This is a genomic window from Rhizobium freirei PRF 81, assembly GCF_000359745.1.
GTDB lineage: Bacteria > Pseudomonadota > Alphaproteobacteria > Rhizobiales > Rhizobiaceae > Rhizobium > Rhizobium freirei.
Genome location: NZ_AQHN01000065.1, coordinates 141993 through 159462, shown reverse-complemented (window position 1 = coordinate 159462; position 17470 = coordinate 141993). Strand labels below are relative to the sequence as shown.

Genomic DNA, 17470 nt, shown 5'->3' with positions numbered 1-17470 from the left:
AAGCATTTGCGGCTACGTCTCTATCCGAAGGAAAGGCGGATCAGGAGCTGCAGCTGGAGGCAACATGCTTCTCGACGCTGGGAGGTTGCTCGCAGCGGCGCTTGCATCAAAATATGTCATTTGCCCGCGAGCCAGGCTCGCATTAAGCCCGCGCTATAGTCCCGCAGCTTCCTCGAACACCCAGTCCCGCCGGTCGGTCTTCTCGCCAATGCCGGCGAGGGTGCCGACAGCACGAGCGGAGCCGGCGATCGCCGCCAAATTCGACGATAACCTAATCCTCCAATGAAAATCGCGAGATAGTGCCCGCATCAGACTCAAGGGAGAGCCTGTACTTCCGATCGCGTTGGAATGACGGCCTGAACATCGCCTGCAGCAAATCGTGCCGAGACGATGATTAGGACATTGCAATGTCGATGCGGCGGTGAGTCGAGGAGCCCGCGAGAGCCATGGCCGGCAGTCTATTGCGCTGCCACGAGCGACGCCGCCGCGGGCACGAACCGACGACACCTGCCCTGGTCGATTTTCACCGCTGTGATGCGAAGCTTGCCGCAACCATCCGACATTTGGATGAGTCCTATTAAATCAATCGATTATCCCGATGGGCCGATCAAGCGTAAATAGGCGGTGAAGTGCTCCACCGACGGTGGGGTCGGCGATGCTAATCAGTGGTGGTTCACATGACGATAAGCCTCCTCGGCAGGGATGTCGACGATGTCCCCATTGATCCCACTGGCGACGGCCGGCTCATCAGTGGCGAAGGTATTGGGCAGATCAGAATACCCAATCCGCCGACGGACGGTATCGATCTCGCTCGCATGGTCGTGTTTGAGGTCTCGATCCAGTCCGTAGCTCTCGGCTTGTAATTTCATGCTCCAGGAGGCCCTCATGAAGATTTCCGTGGTGATCGTCCAAGCGAGCTGCACGTTTCTGCCGGTCTCGACGCGGTCGGTCGCGATTGCGATCCCGTCAGCTGCCTTCGGAGTTTTGCCGAGACTACCACTTTAGGGGATGGGCCGGGTGAGAGCCGCATTCGAAAACGGCGGGGGCAAGCTGGCGGCATTGGCCGCCAAATCACATCGTGAGAGGCGGCTGGTCCAAAGGCGCCGCTCTAATTTCAAAGGCTTGAGCAAATTGCGGTTTTAGAGGGTTAGCGTTGCGTGGCGATCTGCGGACAGGATGATCGTTGCTGCCGTCGTCGAAGCGGAACGAAGATACATGGGCTTCAGCTAGGACTGCCGATCACATGCTAGCGGGTTCGACTAACTGATACGGAGAAAAGATATGTCTGATGCAAAACTGCAAAGTGTGCTTTCGGCTCTTTCGCAGACGGTGAGACAGCTCGACGCTATTCCGGCTAAACAGCCGGGTCCTGAAGCCAATTGCGTTAAGCTGGACACGAATGAGAATCCATTTCCGTTGCCAATGCTGGTGATGCGAAGCGCGATTGCCGCCCTCAAACGGCATTACCTTTATCCGGAGGATGATAATCGCTGCTTGCGGGAAGCGGCCGCCAATGCGTATGGCCTCTCCCGCGATCAGGTGATCGCCGGCAATGGATCGTCTGAACTGCTGGGGCTAATCTACAGGGCTTTCCTTGCTCCGGGTGATAGCGTGGCGATGATGTCGCCAGGTTTTTCGTTCAACCGCAAACTAGCCTTGTTGCAGGGTGCTCAATTTCTCGAAATCGAATGGAGCAAAGCTTATTCGTTGCCGATAGAGCAATTGCTTCTCGGTCCCGCAAAAGAGGCAAAGTTCATCCTGCTGGCCAATCCGAATAACCCGAGCGGAACCTTTGTTCCAATAGCCGAGATCGACAGGCTCGCTGCGCAATCCGACCGTTTGATAGTGTTGGATGAGGCGTATGTCGATTTTGCGCCCGACGATGCTCTACGACTTATCAATCGCCATTCGAACCTGCTGGTCTTAAGAACATTTTCTAAAAGCTACGCCGCCGCCGGTATTCGCATTGGTTTCGGCTTCGGTCATCCTGAACTTATCGGAAGGCTGCGTAACAGCCAAAATCTCTTCAATATGAATCTTATTGCCCACGCGGTCGGCACCAGCATCCTCTCGCACCGCGCCGCCTACGCCGAGAACCACAAACATATCAAAGATGAAAGACACCGAACCACGGCCGCACTCTCTAAACTCGGATTTTCGGTGACCCCGTCTCATGCAAATTTCTTGCTTGCTCGCGCACCACCTGGGCAAAACGGCACGTGGTGGCAAGCATCGTTGAGAAGACGAAAGATACTTGTTGCCGTCTTTCCCGATGACGGCCTGGAAAATCATATTCGCGTAAGCGTCGGTTCAAAAACCCAAATGGATGCATTCCTATCAGCCGCCGCTGACATTTCTAAAAGCCTGAAGATGCAGCCGGTCACGCACGGCTAATCTTTGTTTTTGCCGACACCACAGAAACAGCCAAGTCGATTTGGCCGGGATACCCAGATCTCCGCACCAAATGAGGTCGACACAACCGGTGTCGGCGATTGCACTGACCCTGGTGCCTTTTGATGCCTCGTCGTGGAGAACCACGGCCGGAGCATAGACCGCCTCTTCATCGCTTGAATCGACATCTTTCATCTAACATTGGAGACAATCGAATGGGAAATGCCATTCCTTCTAATCTGACCTTCGGCATCTTCGATCATCTGGACGACAACGGCTGCGACATAGCCCAGCAGTACTCAGATCGCCTGAGGTTAGCCGAGGCGTGCGACGGCCTTGGTTTTTACGCTTATCACCTTGCTGAGCACCACTGTACTCCACATGGGAGAGGGCCATCGCCAAATCTGTTTTTATCGAGCGTCGCGCAGCGTACGCGTTGGATTCGTATCGGGCCACTTGTCATGCTGCTGCCCCTTTATCACCCGCTGCGTGCTTTTGAAGAAATCTGTATGCTGGACCAATTGAGCGGCGGCAGAGTTGAGGTCGGGATTGGACGCGGTTCTCTCCCGATCGAATTAAGTTATTTCGGGATGTGTGCGGACGCGGCACCAGGCTGCTATGCGGAAGCCAGTGAAATTCTTCTTAATGCGATGAGAGGCGGCACGTTGTCCCATAAGGGCCAGCATTTTGAGCTGAGCAACATACCTTTGACACTAAAACCTCATCAAAGCCCGCATCCACCGATGTGGATTGCCACAGGTAGACCCGAATCGGCCCGCTGGGCCGCTGCGAACGGCGCAAACATCGCGTGCCTGGGACCGTCCTCTTCTGTCCGCAAAATTACTGACGCCTTCCGCGCCCATCGAAAAGAGAACACGGGCGAAGATGATCAATCCTCGTTTCGTGGCTTGCTTCGCATGATCGTGATTGGGCGTTCTGACCGCGAAGCCTGGGTGCTCGCAGCGCCGGCTTACGAACACTGGCTCGCCAGCTTTGAATTCCTTTACGAGCTAAATGACCTGCAGACTCCACCAAACCTGCCGCTGACTTTCGACGAGGCGGTTGAGAACGAGTTATGCATCGCAGGGTCGGCGGCGTCGGTGAGACAAACATTACTTAGCCAGGTAGAAGAGGCAGGCGCCAACTATCTTCTGTGTCAACTTGCATTTGGGACCCTGCCGCTGGATGCTTCCCTTTACACAGCAGCCACTATTCAATCCGAATTTATGGCTCGTCTTAACTGATGCGCCATAATTTGGAGCCCCAACAACTTTTCCTGCGCCGTGCTGGCCGTCCAGTTGGATGCTAAACGTCAAGCTCCTCGCCGTCGCATCCGGTTCATATGCTCCTGATGATGGCAAAGTTCTCGGCAGCGCCCCGTTCATGGTATCATGATCGCCTCGCTATCGTCCTATGGCAAGCATTGAAGGCCACATTGTCGCCGAATCCTCGTCGACCGAAGCCGGCTATATCACCGCTTTTGGCTTTACGCTGGGAAAGAAGCCTTGTCCCCCGCACTATATGAGAGGAATTAAAATGATCGATCGTTACATCTCTGCCGCATCGTTGACCGCTGCAGTTTTGGGCTTGATGTTTCTCAGCAATCCTGCAGCGGCGCAAGAGACGCAACCCGCCCAAGGGCAACCAGATGGCAATGGTGCGGCTGCGGCCATCAGTGACCAGAAGATCGAAGCTTTTGCCGTCGCCTATCTCCAGGTGGACAAGATTAGGCAGGAGTACGCGGCCAAGATCAAGGCGGCGCCGGATGAGACAGCGAAGCAAGAGCTACGGAGCGAGGCAAGAAAACAGATGATACAGGCCGTTCAGACCTCTCCCAATATTTCAGTGGACGAATACAACGAAATTCTGGCCGCTGCACAGAAGGATCCTGTTCTCGTGAAGAAACTTGACGACAAACTGCAGAAATCCGCGCCCGCAAAGCAGTGAGCAACCCCACGATCACCGATCAATTTGATCACCCGCCATCGCCGCGCCGAGTCCTACAATCTTGGCACGGCGTTGACCGGGGGTTCTTCATGACCATGTCCGCGACATTGATCCAACTGGGCAGTGAGCACGTCGACAAGATACCCTGCGGCAATTGTCCGGCAGCCCAGCAGTCACATACGAGCGATGGACGCAATCATCTACTCTTCGGCGGGGCGCGTGCATTATCCGGATCTGCCGATGGCTCAAAGTGCCACTTTCCAACAAGATCACCCAAGTGGCCCTCACGGCGTAGTCGCATCTCCGACATCGTTGAGCGGCAGACAGACCGGCAAAACGTGAGGTCATGGATGAGCGATGTTCGCGATCGGCTACCCTAAACTAGCGTCCCCGGTGTTAAGCTAATCCCACTATCGTCAAAGCGGTCGGCGAGCGGGCGCGGGAACGTATAAGCTTGCCGGCAGCATTAACGCGCGGCGTATAGCGCGGCGCCCGAAACGGCGCTATGGCAGCCATATAATAGTCATGGCCCGATGAAGTTTTCGGATCACATGTGCGCAGGACAACATTCGTGCTGGTTTGAGTTGCTGAGCGGCGCGGTCGTGGCAATCGGCGAAACCATGCGGGACGCCTCCTCAAACAGCATTTCGCGCATCCAGACGCTTCCCGGATCACTATTGTGAAGTTCATGCCATTGAACGGCTTCGGTGAACGGAAGGTGTCGTGGCAGCGGAAGCTCGACGATGCGCAGCGGCATTGTTCTTGCGAAGTGCTGCGCCAGCCGTAAGGGCATGGTTCCTATGCGCTCATTGCCCGAAACCATGGACGGAATCATACTGAAGCCATGTACGACGACGTCGATCCGTCTCTCGCGACCGTGCTCGAGGAGGCACGAATCCTCGAGTCCCGGCCTCCGCGTATAGAATTTGGCCACAACGTGCCCCATCGACATGTATCTCTCGAACGTAAACGGCTCTTCCAGTTGCTTGTTCGAGGTGCAGCCTACGCACACGTGGACATCATCGAACAGTCTCGCTTGGGGATGGGCGTTTGATAAGAATATTTCCGGCAGAATGAAAAAATCAACGTCGCCGCGCCGAAGAAGGTCTTCATTATCATCGCCGGGGGGAAGAAATTCGAAGCTGACGCCGGGAGCTTCTCGCGCGACACGCTCCGCAATCCTTTCGAAAAACACGAGTGTAACGTAATCGGAAAGCACAATTTTGAAGCGGCGATCCGACCTAGCCGGGTCAAACGGCTCCCTCGAAATAATGGAGAGCTGAATCTGCAGCAGAGCCTCGCGCACCGCCGGCGCGATACCTTCAGCCCGCCGGGTGGGGATAAATTCGCGGCCGGCCATCGTAAACAGCTCATCTTGGAAATAGGTGCGCAACCGTGCGACCGCCGCGCTCATGGCTGGCTGGCTCAGGTTGATACTGCGCGCCGCCGCCGTCAGATTGCGTTCGCTCATCAGGGCGTCGAGCGCGACTAGGAGATTTAGGTCAAGCCCATTGAACCGCATAACTTATCTATCCACAGCGTGTATGTACGCCCTACAAACCTATCAGTACTCCTCATTAGTAATACAAATTGACGTTTTCACAGCGCAAAGACGCTCTGTGAAAACTTTCTTCGCAAATCGCATAGTGGGCGGAAAATTGAATATCGCGCAGTCCGACAGCGGGCCCATTTGGTGGGAAAGAAAGAGCGATCCGCACAGCATCCTGGTGAACTTCAGCGAGTGAACGGCAGGCCTTTTGTCATCGCTATATCGGTAGTCGATCTGTTCGGAGGGCAATCCCCTTCGGCGCCCGGAAAGACCTTTCCATGCGTAACAATGGTTTCACGTCCTCTGCGAATTTCTATTGGCGTGATATTTGCCAGAGATCAATTCGGTTCATCCCAGCGGTCGAGCGCCTTCTGACCCGGATCCCGATTGAGCGGGAGTTTATGATGCGGCGAAGAGGCTCAATACTAATTTGAAGGAACGTTTCAAAACACGCAGACGGCACTTGCCGTGCTCTGGATTGTTGCCGCGCGGCTATTCACTGAACATGGCACTGTGAAACTATTTGGCTTCCCCTCAGGCGGCGAGGCACCGGCAGGACAGTTGGTTTTCGCCAATGCTGCCCGCAGGCGGCGGCGATGGCTTAATCCTGTTTTGCTTCGTCGTCCTGTATCTGGTCTTGGCCGGGCCGGGGAGCTTTGATGCTAAGATGAAACGGATCTGAGCCGACCCTCGTGCTCAACTTGCCGGATAGGATCATCACCAAACGGTGGGCCGCAGCCTTGCAGATCTTCTCGCTAAGCAGCCTCCTGATCAAGGCCGCCACCAAGTTTAGATCAGACCCAACTCTTTGAACTTCAAGCTGCGGAACTGATATCCGAACGAACAGGTCCATCTCTTTCCGCCGCGTTCAATCCGCCAGCCTCAACTCCCCGCATACCATTTCCGACCTTGGTTCTGATCCAACGTCGCTTATCAAACGGAAACATAAAATAGTCACGTACGGTGAGTGGTTCGGACTGATCTCGGAGACCAACTTGCGGCCACTCGTCCTTTTTCGGCCAATATGCCGTGCGGAAAATCGTGTCCCATACCGTCGTAAAGAACCCATAGTTTCGATGCCGATGATGCGGTTCCATCGAGTGGTGAATGCGGTGGAATTTGTTGTCGCCGATAATGTATCGGAGCGGCCCAAGGTTGACTCGTGTGCTAGAGTGAGAAAGGTGGGCCTGAAAGGTAATTAGGGTCATGGCAACGACGGGCACGACGCCTGATTCGAAGTTAACCAGCGTAAGTGGTAGCGTGACAAACAATGCGTATACAAATGGCTCGGTAAAATGATGATTGCAATTCCAGGCCGTCAGTTCACGAATTGAGTGATGAGTGGCATGCAGGCGCCAAAGGAACGGAACGGCGTGTTGGGCGCGATGCATCCAATAATAGAAGAAGTCACCGGCTATCGCGACGAGCACACCTGAAAGGACGGCGAGCCCCGTGTTGATGAGCGGATTGCTAGAGTGAAGCAAGGCACCAAAATTGACCGTTAGATGGTGTAACGGGCGGATCCCAGCCAGGCGAGTTTGAAGGCTTGGTGGTCGTCCCTCACAATGATGGTGTCGCGGAGTCAGGAGTGGCCTGCTCCATAGCATCACGGAGAGACGACCATGAAGCAGTATGCCGGAATCGATGTCTCGTTGGAATACTCGAGTGTGTGCGTGGTGGATGCGGATGGCCGCATCGTGCGCGAGGCAAAGGTCCACAGTGAACCCGATGCGCTGATCGCCTGGTTTGGCGAGCAGGGCGCGGCGATGGAACGAATTGGTCTTGAGGCTGGCCCCTTGTCGCAATGGCTTTACGCGGAAATGGCGAAGGCGGATCTGGCGGTCGAACTGATCGAGACGCGCCACGTGCGGGCGGCCTTCAAGACGATGCCCGTGAAGACCGACAAGAAGGACGCACGGGGTATTGCGCAGTTAATGCGGCTTGGCTGGTTCAGGCCGGTCCACTGCAAATCTCTTCCGGCCCAGGAGGTGCGAGCGCTGCTGACCGCACGCAAGCTCATCCAGGGAAAACTTCACGACATCGAGATGAGCCTCCGGGGCATTCTGCGCGGTTTCGGCCTCAAGGTAGGGCCGACCACGCGGCGCACCTATGCGGCACGGATCCGCGAGCTGATTGAAGGTCATCCGACCTTGGAGGCGATCACCGTTTCACTGTTGAAGGTGCGCGACGCGCTTATGGACGAATTTGCAGGTTTTGAACGAAAGCTGCGTGTCATGGCCCGTCAGGACGATAATGCACGTCGGCTGATGACGACGCCCGGCGTTGGCGTGCTGGTGGCGCTGACATTCGTGTCGGCTGTTGACGCGCCTGAGCGCTTCCGATCATCACGAGCGGTGGGGCCGCATTTCGGATTGACGCCCAAGAAGTATCAATCGGGCGAAACCGATTATAGCGGCCGCATCTCGAAGATCGGTGATGCGGGCGTACGAACCGCGCTCTACGAGGCGGCCAATGTCATCCTGACGCGCCCCGTGAAGGGTTCGGATCTCAAAAGCTGGGCGCTGGCGGTTGCAAGACGTGCGGGACCCAGAAAGGCGCGTGTTGCGCTGGCCCGTAAGCTGGCGGTGGTGTTGCACCACATGCTCAGGGATAAAACCAACTTCATTCCCCACAAGGCGGCGTCAGCCATGACCGCCTGAGCAGGAAGCGAGACAACAAGACAAGGTTTCGGGCGGGCACCACCATCAGCCCACCGGAGCAAGGTCCCTTCGCCGGGACGATGGAGCGGATAGGCCGATGAACCGCAAGCAGCACTGAGGTGACTGCGCGTCCTTAGATTGGCCAGCCGGTCCTCAGCAGACCCCATAAAGCAGCGACCCCGGCGTCGACTGCGGACAGAAGCAAGCACTCGGCGAGGGATTAAGCTCAAAAGGGATTGACTCGGGACAGCCCGTTACAGAAGGAGCGGTTTAATCCCTAACAATTGCAAACCCAGAGCATACAAGTGCCAGATTACAGCACCGCATCCAATGCGAATAACCCAATTCCGCGCGCCGCGAACGTACGAGGCAAAGCTATATCGATAAGCCGGAAAGATCACCTCGAGTACGACGCATGTCGTAGCAAATATCGCAACCAGCGTGAACGATTTCACGAAGAACTGGGCCATCTCCTCTAAATCGAGAACGTACATTAGAATTGCTCCGACGAATTGGAACGACGTAATTGCCGTATGCGATGTCGGCGGCGATTGAAAATCGATTGTTTGGATAAGACCAATTCGTTTCGCAAATGGCTATCGCCAATCCACGAGCCGCCGCAGTAATCGGCAAGCCGCCGGAGTCATGCTTCTTGACTGCTGCCACCCTGGCCGTCGCCTTACAGTAAGGGGATATCGGCCGGCACAAGCGGTTGGCGGGCAGAAACTGCGCCACAGGAGACCACGTCTTTTTGAAAGCGGCGGTATTCCAGTCCTCGTAGGGCACTGGTGCTCTTCAACCTGGCAGGTCTCACTCACTTTCTGTCGGCGGCCTGGTTATTTGACCGCTGGGTGCAGACCCAACCGAGCGTTTATCGAAACAACGTTCGGACACCGGACGTTCGTTTTGTGCCGATACAGTGTGTCCGCAATTCGCGGGTCTGCGGCTTAATTTTTTTATCGCGTACTGACGGGAGTTCCAACGCTGTGGAACCGATGGCAAGAATGACGAAGACAAGGTAGCGGTTGAAATCCAACATGATCGTTTCGCCTTGAAAACAATCGGTCCGTCATTTCCAGCCAATCTTTTTTCGTCCCGGGGCGCTAAAAGAATGCAACCCGCAAGCGCCTCTCCTTGTTTCAGACGGATTTTCTCCATAGTGCGCCCTATAAACTGCGGAAAACCTCCCGAACTGAAAGAACCCCCATTTCAGGCAGATGTCTTTCAAAAGCATGCGGTTCTCTGGATCTAGCAGGTCTTCCCGTGCTGCCCGCAACCGAAGCATTTGTAGATAGGCTGCGGGTGTCATGTCCTTAAAAGCACGAAAACCAGCTTCGAGCGCTCGGGTGGAAACCACCGCTGCGTCTGCCACCATCGGCATTGTAATCGGCTGGTCGATATTGGCCCGCATGAACTCGATCCCGCGTCGAACATGTCTGGGAGCGATCATGCTGGGTTTCTTATCCAGCAGATGCAATAGCCGATGAGGCACCATCCTTATCACCACATCGGCGAGCGCCTGCGAAATATGTGCCATGGCTATAGGAGACTGCAAAAGCGGACCATTAGCGCGCATTCCGTCGATGATTGTTTCGGCGAGATTGCCGATCGTGCGGCCAACTGGCGTTGACAGATCCAGCTCAGGCAGGAGGTCAAGGGAGCCATTGAAAGGCACGTCAAAAGTCTCGCAAATTGTCCGTTGGAATAAGGCCCAATCAAGCACCAACTCATCTATTAGATTGGCTTGCCCGTGCATCACGATGCCGTCAGGCTCGAAATTCCGGTAAAGCAGCAATTTCCCTTGTGCTGCCTCGGCGGTGCGCCGACCGTACGTAACCCCCATGCCACCGCTGCGCGGCACCACGATCGATAGATGCTCCGTTGCACCCGAGCACCATTCCGTGCGGAACTGAAACCCATCCTGATGGGAACCGGTAATCAACACGGCGCCTTCACAAGTCGAAAGATCGATCCCCCAATGGAACTCTTGGGAGCGACTTACGAGTTCAGCGTCGAATGTCCCGAAAACCTCGCTGAGAGTTTCGATCATGCTATCGAACGTTGAGCCGCAATATCGAAAAACGGCATCATCGGCGCTATTTTCCATCATGTGTTCTCCAGGTGCCAGCGACATCGATCTTGTCGGTTCATACAAGATCGTCTCTCGAGTTTCATAGAGCTTGCGACAACCATTTTTTAATTGAACATAGCTTGCCCGGCGCCCGAAACCTCCAGTGACGAGGCGGTTTATTTCCTCTCCACTCTTATCCGAGTGTTGGCAGGCATGACATCTGCCTCAGGATCTTCAGTCGCCTTCGCCTCTTAGGCGTGGACTGAAGGGTTGGCCGATTACGGCGCTCGGAGAGCGGTTGTTTTTGGTTTCGTCTACTAGCATTCGCCCGTGGCGGGTTCCACCTCGACGCCGCTTCTTGTCGACCTAATGTTGTTGTATACCTATGTCGACAGGCAATCGGCATTGTCAACCGCAAAGGTTGACGCTCGCGATCCCCAATAAGTTCGTGGTATATTCTGAATAAAGAAGGAGAGCTTCTCTAGGTCAGTCGTCACTTACTCTTCAGCATGTTTGCTGACCAGATGTCATACGGTGACTTCCCGATACGATCCAAAGCGGGGAATTCAACGATGGTGGTTCCGGACGTACGATTCTTCCCGCTGCAGTCACGAAGCCCCTCTCATATTCGCTTCATCTTTGCGTCAAAGCTCCAAGCCCCGGGCCCTGTAGAGGCCAGATAAAGAAAGATGAAGCAAAACAGGAGCGTACCATCGCCGCCGTTCGGCACGGGAAAGGCGCTCTTGCCTGAGAAATTGGTAGTCCAATAGCCGAGGCCCATCTGCCCGGATAAAAGGAATGCAACCGGTCTGGTCAGGAGGCCAGTCAGCACAGCCAGGCCGCCGAACACCTCCCGAAGGCTAAAAATCAGCATCAGAGTGGATAAATTGGCTTCGTCCCCTGCTCCGCCAACGCCGAACGCGGGGAATCCGGCTAGCTTCATGGCGCCATGTTCAATGAGCAGCAGGGCGGTAACGATTCGGAGCACGGCGAGTGCCGTCTGCGCGTGTTTTGAAGCATCCTCCAAAGCAGTCTCCAGTTTTTCCAGTTGTCTCGTCCTAATTCCGGTCGATCGGCATTCGGATCAGGACGCCGGATCGATAGGAACGAACCTGGGTTGATCAGTTCGCGCAAATACGGTGCCAAGAAATTATCGAGGGACGTAAGGCGATCTTGCGTAAGACCAGATAGGTCTTCTGAGCGCGGAAGAAGCATTGGGGCTTGATACAACCCGATTTTGTCGTGCGTGTCCGCCGCCAAAGAAACGCACGCGGCAACGGTCCGATCCTTTACTCGAACCGGATTGCAAATCCGTTCCAATCGCGAGGATCCATGCTCACTTATTGTCCATGAGTTTTTGAGACATGTAGGTGTATTCGAGCGCGTAGAGGCGCGCGCGTTCCTGCAGGTTGGCGGCAGCGGCGTGGCCGCCCTCGATGTTTTCGTAATAGTAGAAGGGCAGACTCATATCTTCGAACAGGGCGGCCATTTTGCGCGCGTGCGCCGGACCGACGCGGTCATCTTTGGTCGAGGTTTCGAAGAAAGGCTCCGGATAACCCACACCCGCCCTTACGTTATGATATGGCGAGATCGAGCGCAGAAAGGCGCCTTCGACAGGATCGTCCGGATTGCCATATTCGCCCTGCCACGAGGCTCCTGCCGACATGTGGGTGAAGTTGACCATGTCGAGAAGCGGCACCTGGATCACGGCCGCGTTCCATAGATCAGGGCGCTCGGTCAGTTGCACGCCCATCAGCAGGCCGCCGTTCGAACCACCCATGATCCCGAGATGCGGTGCCGAGGTAACCTTCTTCGCGATCAGGTCCTGCGCCACGGCCTGGAAGTCGTCATAGACACGCTGACGATGGGTTTTCAAACCGGCCTCGTGCCATTTTGGTCCGAATTCGCCACCCCCTCGTATATTGGCCAGCGCGTAGGCACCCCCCTTTTCCAACCACAACTTGCCAAGTGTTGCCAAATAGGTGGGACGCATTGAAATTTCAAAACCGCCATAAGCATAGAGGATGGTGGGGTTCGTGCCGTCGAGCTTAATATCTTTGCGCGCCACGAGGAAGTAGGGAACTTTCGTTCCATCCTCCGAGGTCGCCCAGAACTGCTGTACTTGCAGGTCTTCAGCATCGAAGCGTTCCGGGCTCGACTTGAGCTTCTCGACATTGCCGCTTGCAGCATCCGCGTAAAAAAGGGTGGAGGGTTCGAGGAAACCTTCCGAGAAGATGAACAGGTGATCGCTCTCATTGTCGCTCGACGTCACGGACAAAGTCGAATTTTCCGGCAGGGCCAATTTAAAGGACGACCAGCCATTCTTGCCGAAATCAAAGCTGCGTACCTCGCTGCTGACATTCGACTGGATCGACAGCACAAGATGATTTTTCGTCTGGGTAATCCCTTGGACAGACTGGTGGTCGTTCGGCATGAACAGCACAAGTGGTTCAACGTGCGCCGGATCGGCGAGCGCCGCGCGGAGATCGAAAGCGATTAGCGCGCCATTGTGGAAGACGGTGCCATTGGCCGAGGCCCAGTCCGACTTCAAATTGTAGATTGCCTGGCCCTTGTAGTAGCCACTTAAAGCAGCTGTGGTCGGGAATGGCAGAACGACCTTGCGGTTATCGGTGTGACCGTTCGGGTAGAAGGCTAGTTCTGTGTTGAACGAGTCGAGGTCGCGATAGGAGATGTCCATCACATACTTGCCATCAATGTCGCGCATCACGCTGCGGCGAGACGAGACGTCTTTCTTGTCGCCGCGAAAAATCTCGACCGCCTGATCGAGGCTCTGGCCCCGCTTCAGCACCTTGGTGACGTAGCCGTAGCCGGAATCCGTCACTTCGCCCGGCGTCCATTCCCGAGTCACGTAGATGGTGTTCTCGTCCACCCAAGTCGCCGACTGCTTGCCCTCAGGCAGGACGAAGCCTTCCTTAACGAACTGGCCCCTGGCGATGTCGAATTCGCGCACCACATCTGCATCCTTGCCGCCATCAGACAGGCTGAGCAGGCAGAGATTGTCGACGGGCGGCAGGCAGTTCTCGCTTCTGAGCACCCAGGTCTTATCCTCGAGTTTGGACAGCGCCTCGACATCGAGAATGACGCGCCATTGAGGGCTTCCAGACCTGTAGGCTTCCCAGCTCGTCCGCCGCCACAGACCCTGCACGTGCGTGCCGTCCTGCCAAAAGTTGTCGATCGTGCTGCCATGCGCGAAGCCGGGCCGAACAATGCGATCGGTGGCTTGCAAGATCTTCAGAATGTCAGCCTGATATTCGCCATAGCGTGGATCTTTCGACAGTTTGTTGACGGTTGATTGGTTATGCGCCTTCACCCAGACCATCGCCTTTTCGCCGTCAATCTCATTCAGATAGGCGCGAGGGTCGGCGGCGTCGTTGGGAGCGTTGTTAGGGTTGGAATCGATCGGCTTGGCAACAGTGGTCATCGGCGCCTTGGCAGAAGCCGCCATGGTGAATGCCATCGCCAAAACCATAGCCAACACCAATCTATTCAGAAATGTACCGCGCATAATTTACCTCGCCGAAATCCAACGTCCAAGCGGTTGAAACAAACCGCTCCGCCTCTCGTCTCGGCAAGAGCTGTGCCAATCAAGCGCATCTGAACTGACCCTCTGGAATCAAAGGCTTGGGAGCATGAAGGCCTTGTAGGATAAGTCGCACTGCAATGTCGCAACCGCTCCAGGTTTGTCACTTCCATATGGCTCTGAGACGATCCTCGTACTGATTTCCCCACAAGGGCGAAGGCGCGCATAGGTCACCAGGCCTGGTATTGAGTGCACGGGCGGGAAGGTGCGCCTCGCCGAGGCTCTCAGGAGTGCTTGGTCGGCCATCACGTGACGAATGGATTGCCCTGCCCGGTGATGGTGGCGAGCGACCACATATTTGGTCACGGAGCGGAGAGCGACCATTTTCGTCTCGCTAGCCTCCCAAGAAACATGCGTACGATTCACGCCTGCAAGGAGGCGCAAAGGTCAGGCGAATACGCAAATGCGGCCGTGATGGCGATGGTTAGCGGTCAAATGACAAGAAGATGGTGCGGCTGTGGGCGATGCGCGTGCGGCTGTTGTAACCGGCCGTTCGACCCGCGGTATAGAGCGCGTCATCGAAACACAGATCAGGTCTAATGCCCGCTTGGCGAGCAACGAGGCGAAACTTTCATGGCATGACAGGTCGTGCCGGGCAATCCGCACCACGGTTACATTAACGACGATCAAGCGCCGCTTGCCTTGAGAACGCCTTTACACTCCCCGCCAGATTTCATGTCGGTCGCGACAGCGGACCCTACACGAATTCGGCTGGCCTCGGTCGGCATAGCATCGCAAACCAGTCTATTAGGCACATCCGTTACATCCGGGTGGTGGGGCGCGGCCTAAGGCCGACTGCTAAGAAGCGGTCGAGCATCGCATTTACCTGGTCAGCCACCTCGATGGTATTGAAATGGCCAGCCAACAGCGTCTTGGCCAAAACGAGTTGGGAGCAGCGAACCTTTAGCCAGTCGAGATCACATGCAGCGCTCACCAGCGGCACATCGGCAGCGATGTAGGCCATCGGGACCTTGCAACGCGTTGCCGCAGGAGACGCATCATAGTTGAGGATGAAATTGCGCATTGCAGAATACGCCACATGCTGCGGTGTCTTCTCGCACGAGGCGCGGATATAGGTGTTGTGGATGCTCTCGCGCCTGGAAGGGTCGTCGTAGTCGAGGGCCATGGACCACGCGTTTTTTCGCAAAACCTCCCGATAGTTTGAGCTCGAAATTGCATCCAGGAACTGATCAATTTCGGGGCTGTCGCGAAGCGCCCACCGGGGCGTGACAATAGAATCGATCATCACCACACCAGAGGCCAGCTCAGGATGGCGGCCGCACAGCTCGAGTGCGACCGATCCACCCATGCTGTGGCCGATGATCAGCGGTTTCACCAGGTTCCGCTCGCTGCATTGCCACGCTACGTCGTCAGCAAAATCCTCGATCGTGTACTCCTGCTTCGGCGCGTCGCTGTCTCCGTGACCGCGGAGGTTTACCGCCATGACGTGCCGACTTTTAGCAAAATATTCGATCTGCGGCGTGAATATCCTGTGATCGCCGGTCCAGCCGTGAATCAGGACGAGCGGCGGACTTAGGGGCGAAGCCGATATTGCTTCGAAGTGCGCAAGGCACACCCCGGCGCGGTTCATCAGGACGGGGCTCGATTCGGCTACATTCATGGGGTTCGGCTCTTTTTTGGGCTCGCCAGCAAAGGGTAGAGTGTTTGTGTCATAGAGGGGAACGACCCGCGGCACTCAGACCGCGAGAGCAATGGCTTGCCGATTGCAAACTGATCCAGTTGAGAATGCCCGTGGCAAATGGGGCAGCACTTGAACATGATGAACTGTGAGCGGCACCAAGCCGGAGACGAAGATCGACTTGCCCGGTAGGCAAGCATCGAAGGAAAGATATCGGTGCCTAAATACCCATGGAGGAAATGCCTGAGCGCACCGACGATAAAATCGAACAATCCGAATGCACGATCAAGCCGCCCGCATCAGGTCGCCGATCCAACAATGGATTTATTTGCCACCATAGCCTCCAATTCGTCAATGAGACCGGAGGCGGCGATTTCAGCTTTGATGCCATCGCCCAAGCGGCGCGCCGCATCGCGATAGCGCGGCTCCTGTAACAGGCCACTGACGGCATGGGCGATCTCGGCTTCGCTAGCACTCGGGGGTAGTCGAAGACCAGCTCCCTTCGACACAACTCGTGCAGCATTATCCCCCTGGTCGCGCCCGTTGGGGAGCACCAGTTGCGGTAGACCGTTTATCAGCCCCCGGCTGACGGTGCCGTGGCCGCCCTGCGTTATCAAAAGGCAGACTTCCTTCATCACTGTGTCATGCGGAGCGCCGTGCAACAGATGCACGTTCGCGGGGGCGACCAGCTTCCCCGCGTCAACATGAGGTCCGATGGTCGCCACCGCGTGCACGTCCAGCGTACCCAATGCGCAAATGATCCGTTGAACCAAGTCGTCTTGACCCTGAGCGCCGGAGCTGCAGGCGACGAGCACACGAGGTCGATTGGCGTCCACAGGCCAAGGCGCCTTCCAGCTCCTTGACCAATTTGGCTGCTCCAGCAGTGGCCCAACATAACGAACGTTGTCCGGTAGAAGGTCGGCCTCAAAATCGAAGGTCCGGCTGATCGCCAGCAAGTACCGATCGGCACACTCAAATAAATCCACCGTCCTGGCCAAACCGGACAGGCCGAGGCCGGCACGCGCCTCGTTTAGAAGCGAAAGGAATTGGTCCAGGAAGCAAGCCCAATTTTCGTTCGCCGCCGCGATCGCGATCCGCTCTTCTGGCGTCTGCGGCTGCGCCAATCCGCTGGCGGCCGGCGGAATTCCTGGCAAAGGGCGAAGGCTCACATGGGGTGACAACATTGCGATCGGCACGCCAGCGGCTTCGGCGCCCAACACGGCACCAAACAACATATCGATGGCAATGACAGCATCCGTCGGTATGCGGCCGATCTCATCCTGGACGTCGGCTGCGTAGGCTGGCGCCGGGCCGAACACCGCCTTTTGGAACCAGTCCTGCATGTCTGAAAAGCAGGCAGGATCCGCGTCGATCCCCATCGGGGCACGCCGCCAGGAGACGAAGTCGAAACCCGCCGCAGCCACTTCACGCCGCATCTCTGGATCAGCCATAATGCGGGCGCTATGGCCAACCCGTTGCAGTTGTCGAGCTGCAGTCAGCAACGGGCCCAGATTACCCGACGTCCCCCAGGACGCAAGCAGGAAGTTATACAACATGCCTCACCTCAATCGTGTTTGAAGCCAAATTTCGTCGTAATCGGAGGCTGCAATAG

Annotated in this window: 12 protein-coding genes and 1 pseudogene; 6 read left to right on the top strand and 7 right to left on the bottom strand. The window is 56.1% G+C overall.

Features of this window, described 5'->3' with window-relative positions; translation table 11 throughout:
* Positions 1-677 precede the first annotated feature (677 nt).
* The 4 genes from RHSP_RS35325 (at position 678) to RHSP_RS17550 (ending at position 4338) form a co-directional block, all read left to right on the top strand.
* Entirely contained in the window at positions 678-863 is a 186-nt protein-coding gene (locus RHSP_RS35325) for a hypothetical protein (RefSeq protein ID WP_172831088.1), read from the top strand.
* 418 nt (positions 864-1281) lie between these two features.
* Positions 1282-2394 carry a pyridoxal phosphate-dependent aminotransferase gene (locus tag RHSP_RS17560; protein WP_004120061.1) on the top strand — a complete coding sequence of 371 codons (1113 nt, stop codon included), beginning with the start codon at positions 1282-1284 and terminating at the stop codon, positions 2392-2394.
* Positions 2395-2606: 212 nt separating this feature from the next.
* Positions 2607-3635, top strand: a complete 1029-nt coding sequence (locus RHSP_RS17555) for an LLM class flavin-dependent oxidoreductase (RefSeq protein ID WP_004120058.1) — start codon at positions 2607-2609, stop codon at positions 3633-3635.
* A 292-nt stretch (positions 3636-3927) separates the two neighbouring features.
* Positions 3928-4338, top strand: coding sequence for a DUF4168 domain-containing protein (locus tag RHSP_RS17550; protein WP_028755370.1), 411 nt, complete (start codon positions 3928-3930; stop codon positions 4336-4338).
* Positions 4339-4885: 547 nt separating this feature from the next.
* Here RHSP_RS17550 and RHSP_RS17545 read toward each other — a convergent pair.
* Positions 4886-5860, bottom strand: coding sequence for a LysR family transcriptional regulator (locus tag RHSP_RS17545; RefSeq protein ID WP_004120053.1), 975 nt, complete (start codon positions 5858-5860; stop codon positions 4886-4888).
* A 495-nt stretch (positions 5861-6355) separates the two neighbouring features.
* On the opposite strand from RHSP_RS17545, the pseudogene RHSP_RS35640 reads away from it, so the two are divergent.
* Positions 6356-6569 (top strand): annotated as a pseudogene (locus RHSP_RS35640) (hypothetical protein).
* A 133-nt stretch (positions 6570-6702) separates the two neighbouring features.
* Here the strand turns inward: RHSP_RS35640 and RHSP_RS33800 are convergent.
* Positions 6703-7371, bottom strand: coding sequence for a sterol desaturase family protein (locus tag RHSP_RS33800; protein WP_240535458.1), 669 nt, complete (start codon positions 7369-7371; stop codon positions 6703-6705).
* A 138-nt stretch (positions 7372-7509) separates the two neighbouring features.
* Here RHSP_RS33800 and RHSP_RS17535 point away from each other — a divergent pair, with 138 nt between their 5' ends.
* Positions 7510-8547 (top strand): IS110 family RNA-guided transposase, encoded by a 1038-nt coding sequence (locus RHSP_RS17535; protein ID WP_004119987.1) that lies wholly within the window; start codon positions 7510-7512, stop codon positions 8545-8547.
* A gap of 1069 nt (positions 8548-9616) precedes the next feature.
* Here RHSP_RS17535 and RHSP_RS17525 read toward each other — a convergent pair.
* The 5 genes from RHSP_RS17525 to RHSP_RS17505 all read right to left on the bottom strand — a co-directional run bounded on the left by RHSP_RS17525 (position 9617) and on the right by RHSP_RS17505 (position 17414).
* Positions 9617-10657 (bottom strand): helix-turn-helix transcriptional regulator, encoded by a 1041-nt coding sequence (locus RHSP_RS17525; RefSeq protein WP_004120045.1) that lies wholly within the window; start codon positions 10655-10657, stop codon positions 9617-9619.
* A 583-nt stretch (positions 10658-11240) separates the two neighbouring features.
* A complete protein-coding gene (locus RHSP_RS17520) occupies positions 11241-11645 on the bottom strand; it encodes a DoxX family protein (protein ID WP_004120043.1) in 405 nt (134 codons plus the stop codon).
* A gap of 309 nt (positions 11646-11954) precedes the next feature.
* Entirely contained in the window at positions 11955-14144 is a 2190-nt protein-coding gene (locus RHSP_RS17515; RefSeq protein WP_004120041.1) for a prolyl oligopeptidase family serine peptidase, read from the bottom strand.
* A gap of 835 nt (positions 14145-14979) precedes the next feature.
* Positions 14980-15840, bottom strand: a complete 861-nt coding sequence (locus RHSP_RS17510) for an alpha/beta fold hydrolase (protein WP_004120039.1) — start codon at positions 15838-15840, stop codon at positions 14980-14982.
* Positions 15841-16157: 317 nt separating this feature from the next.
* On the bottom strand, positions 16158-17414 hold the full coding sequence (locus tag RHSP_RS17505) for a glycosyltransferase (RefSeq protein ID WP_004120036.1): 1257 nt from the start codon (positions 17412-17414) through the stop codon (positions 16158-16160).
* Positions 17415-17470 lie beyond the last annotated feature (56 nt).

Excerpts from the sequence above, each read along its gene's own strand:
- RHSP_RS35325 (WP_172831088.1), top strand. The coding sequence starts at position 678 with ATGACGATAAGCCTCCTCGGCAGGGATGTCGACGATGTCCCCATTGAT.
- RHSP_RS17560 (WP_004120061.1), top strand. The coding sequence starts at position 1,282 with ATGTCTGATGCAAAACTGCAAAGTGTGCTTTCGGCTCTTTCGCAGACG.
- RHSP_RS17555 (WP_004120058.1), top strand. The coding sequence starts at position 2,607 with ATGGGAAATGCCATTCCTTCTAATCTGACCTTCGGCATCTTCGATCAT.
- RHSP_RS17550 (WP_028755370.1), top strand. The coding sequence starts at position 3,928 with ATGATCGATCGTTACATCTCTGCCGCATCGTTGACCGCTGCAGTTTTG.
- RHSP_RS17545 (WP_004120053.1), bottom strand. The coding sequence starts at position 5,860 with ATGCGGTTCAATGGGCTTGACCTAAATCTCCTAGTCGCGCTCGACGCC.
- RHSP_RS17535 (WP_004119987.1), top strand. The coding sequence starts at position 7,510 with ATGAAGCAGTATGCCGGAATCGATGTCTCGTTGGAATACTCGAGTGTG.
- RHSP_RS17525 (WP_004120045.1), bottom strand. The coding sequence starts at position 10,657 with ATGATGGAAAATAGCGCCGATGATGCCGTTTTTCGATATTGCGGCTCA.
- RHSP_RS17515 (WP_004120041.1), bottom strand. The coding sequence starts at position 14,144 with ATGCGCGGTACATTTCTGAATAGATTGGTGTTGGCTATGGTTTTGGCG.
- RHSP_RS17510 (WP_004120039.1), bottom strand. The coding sequence starts at position 15,840 with ATGAATGTAGCCGAATCGAGCCCCGTCCTGATGAACCGCGCCGGGGTG.
- RHSP_RS17505 (WP_004120036.1), bottom strand. The coding sequence starts at position 17,414 with ATGTTGTATAACTTCCTGCTTGCGTCCTGGGGGACGTCGGGTAATCTG.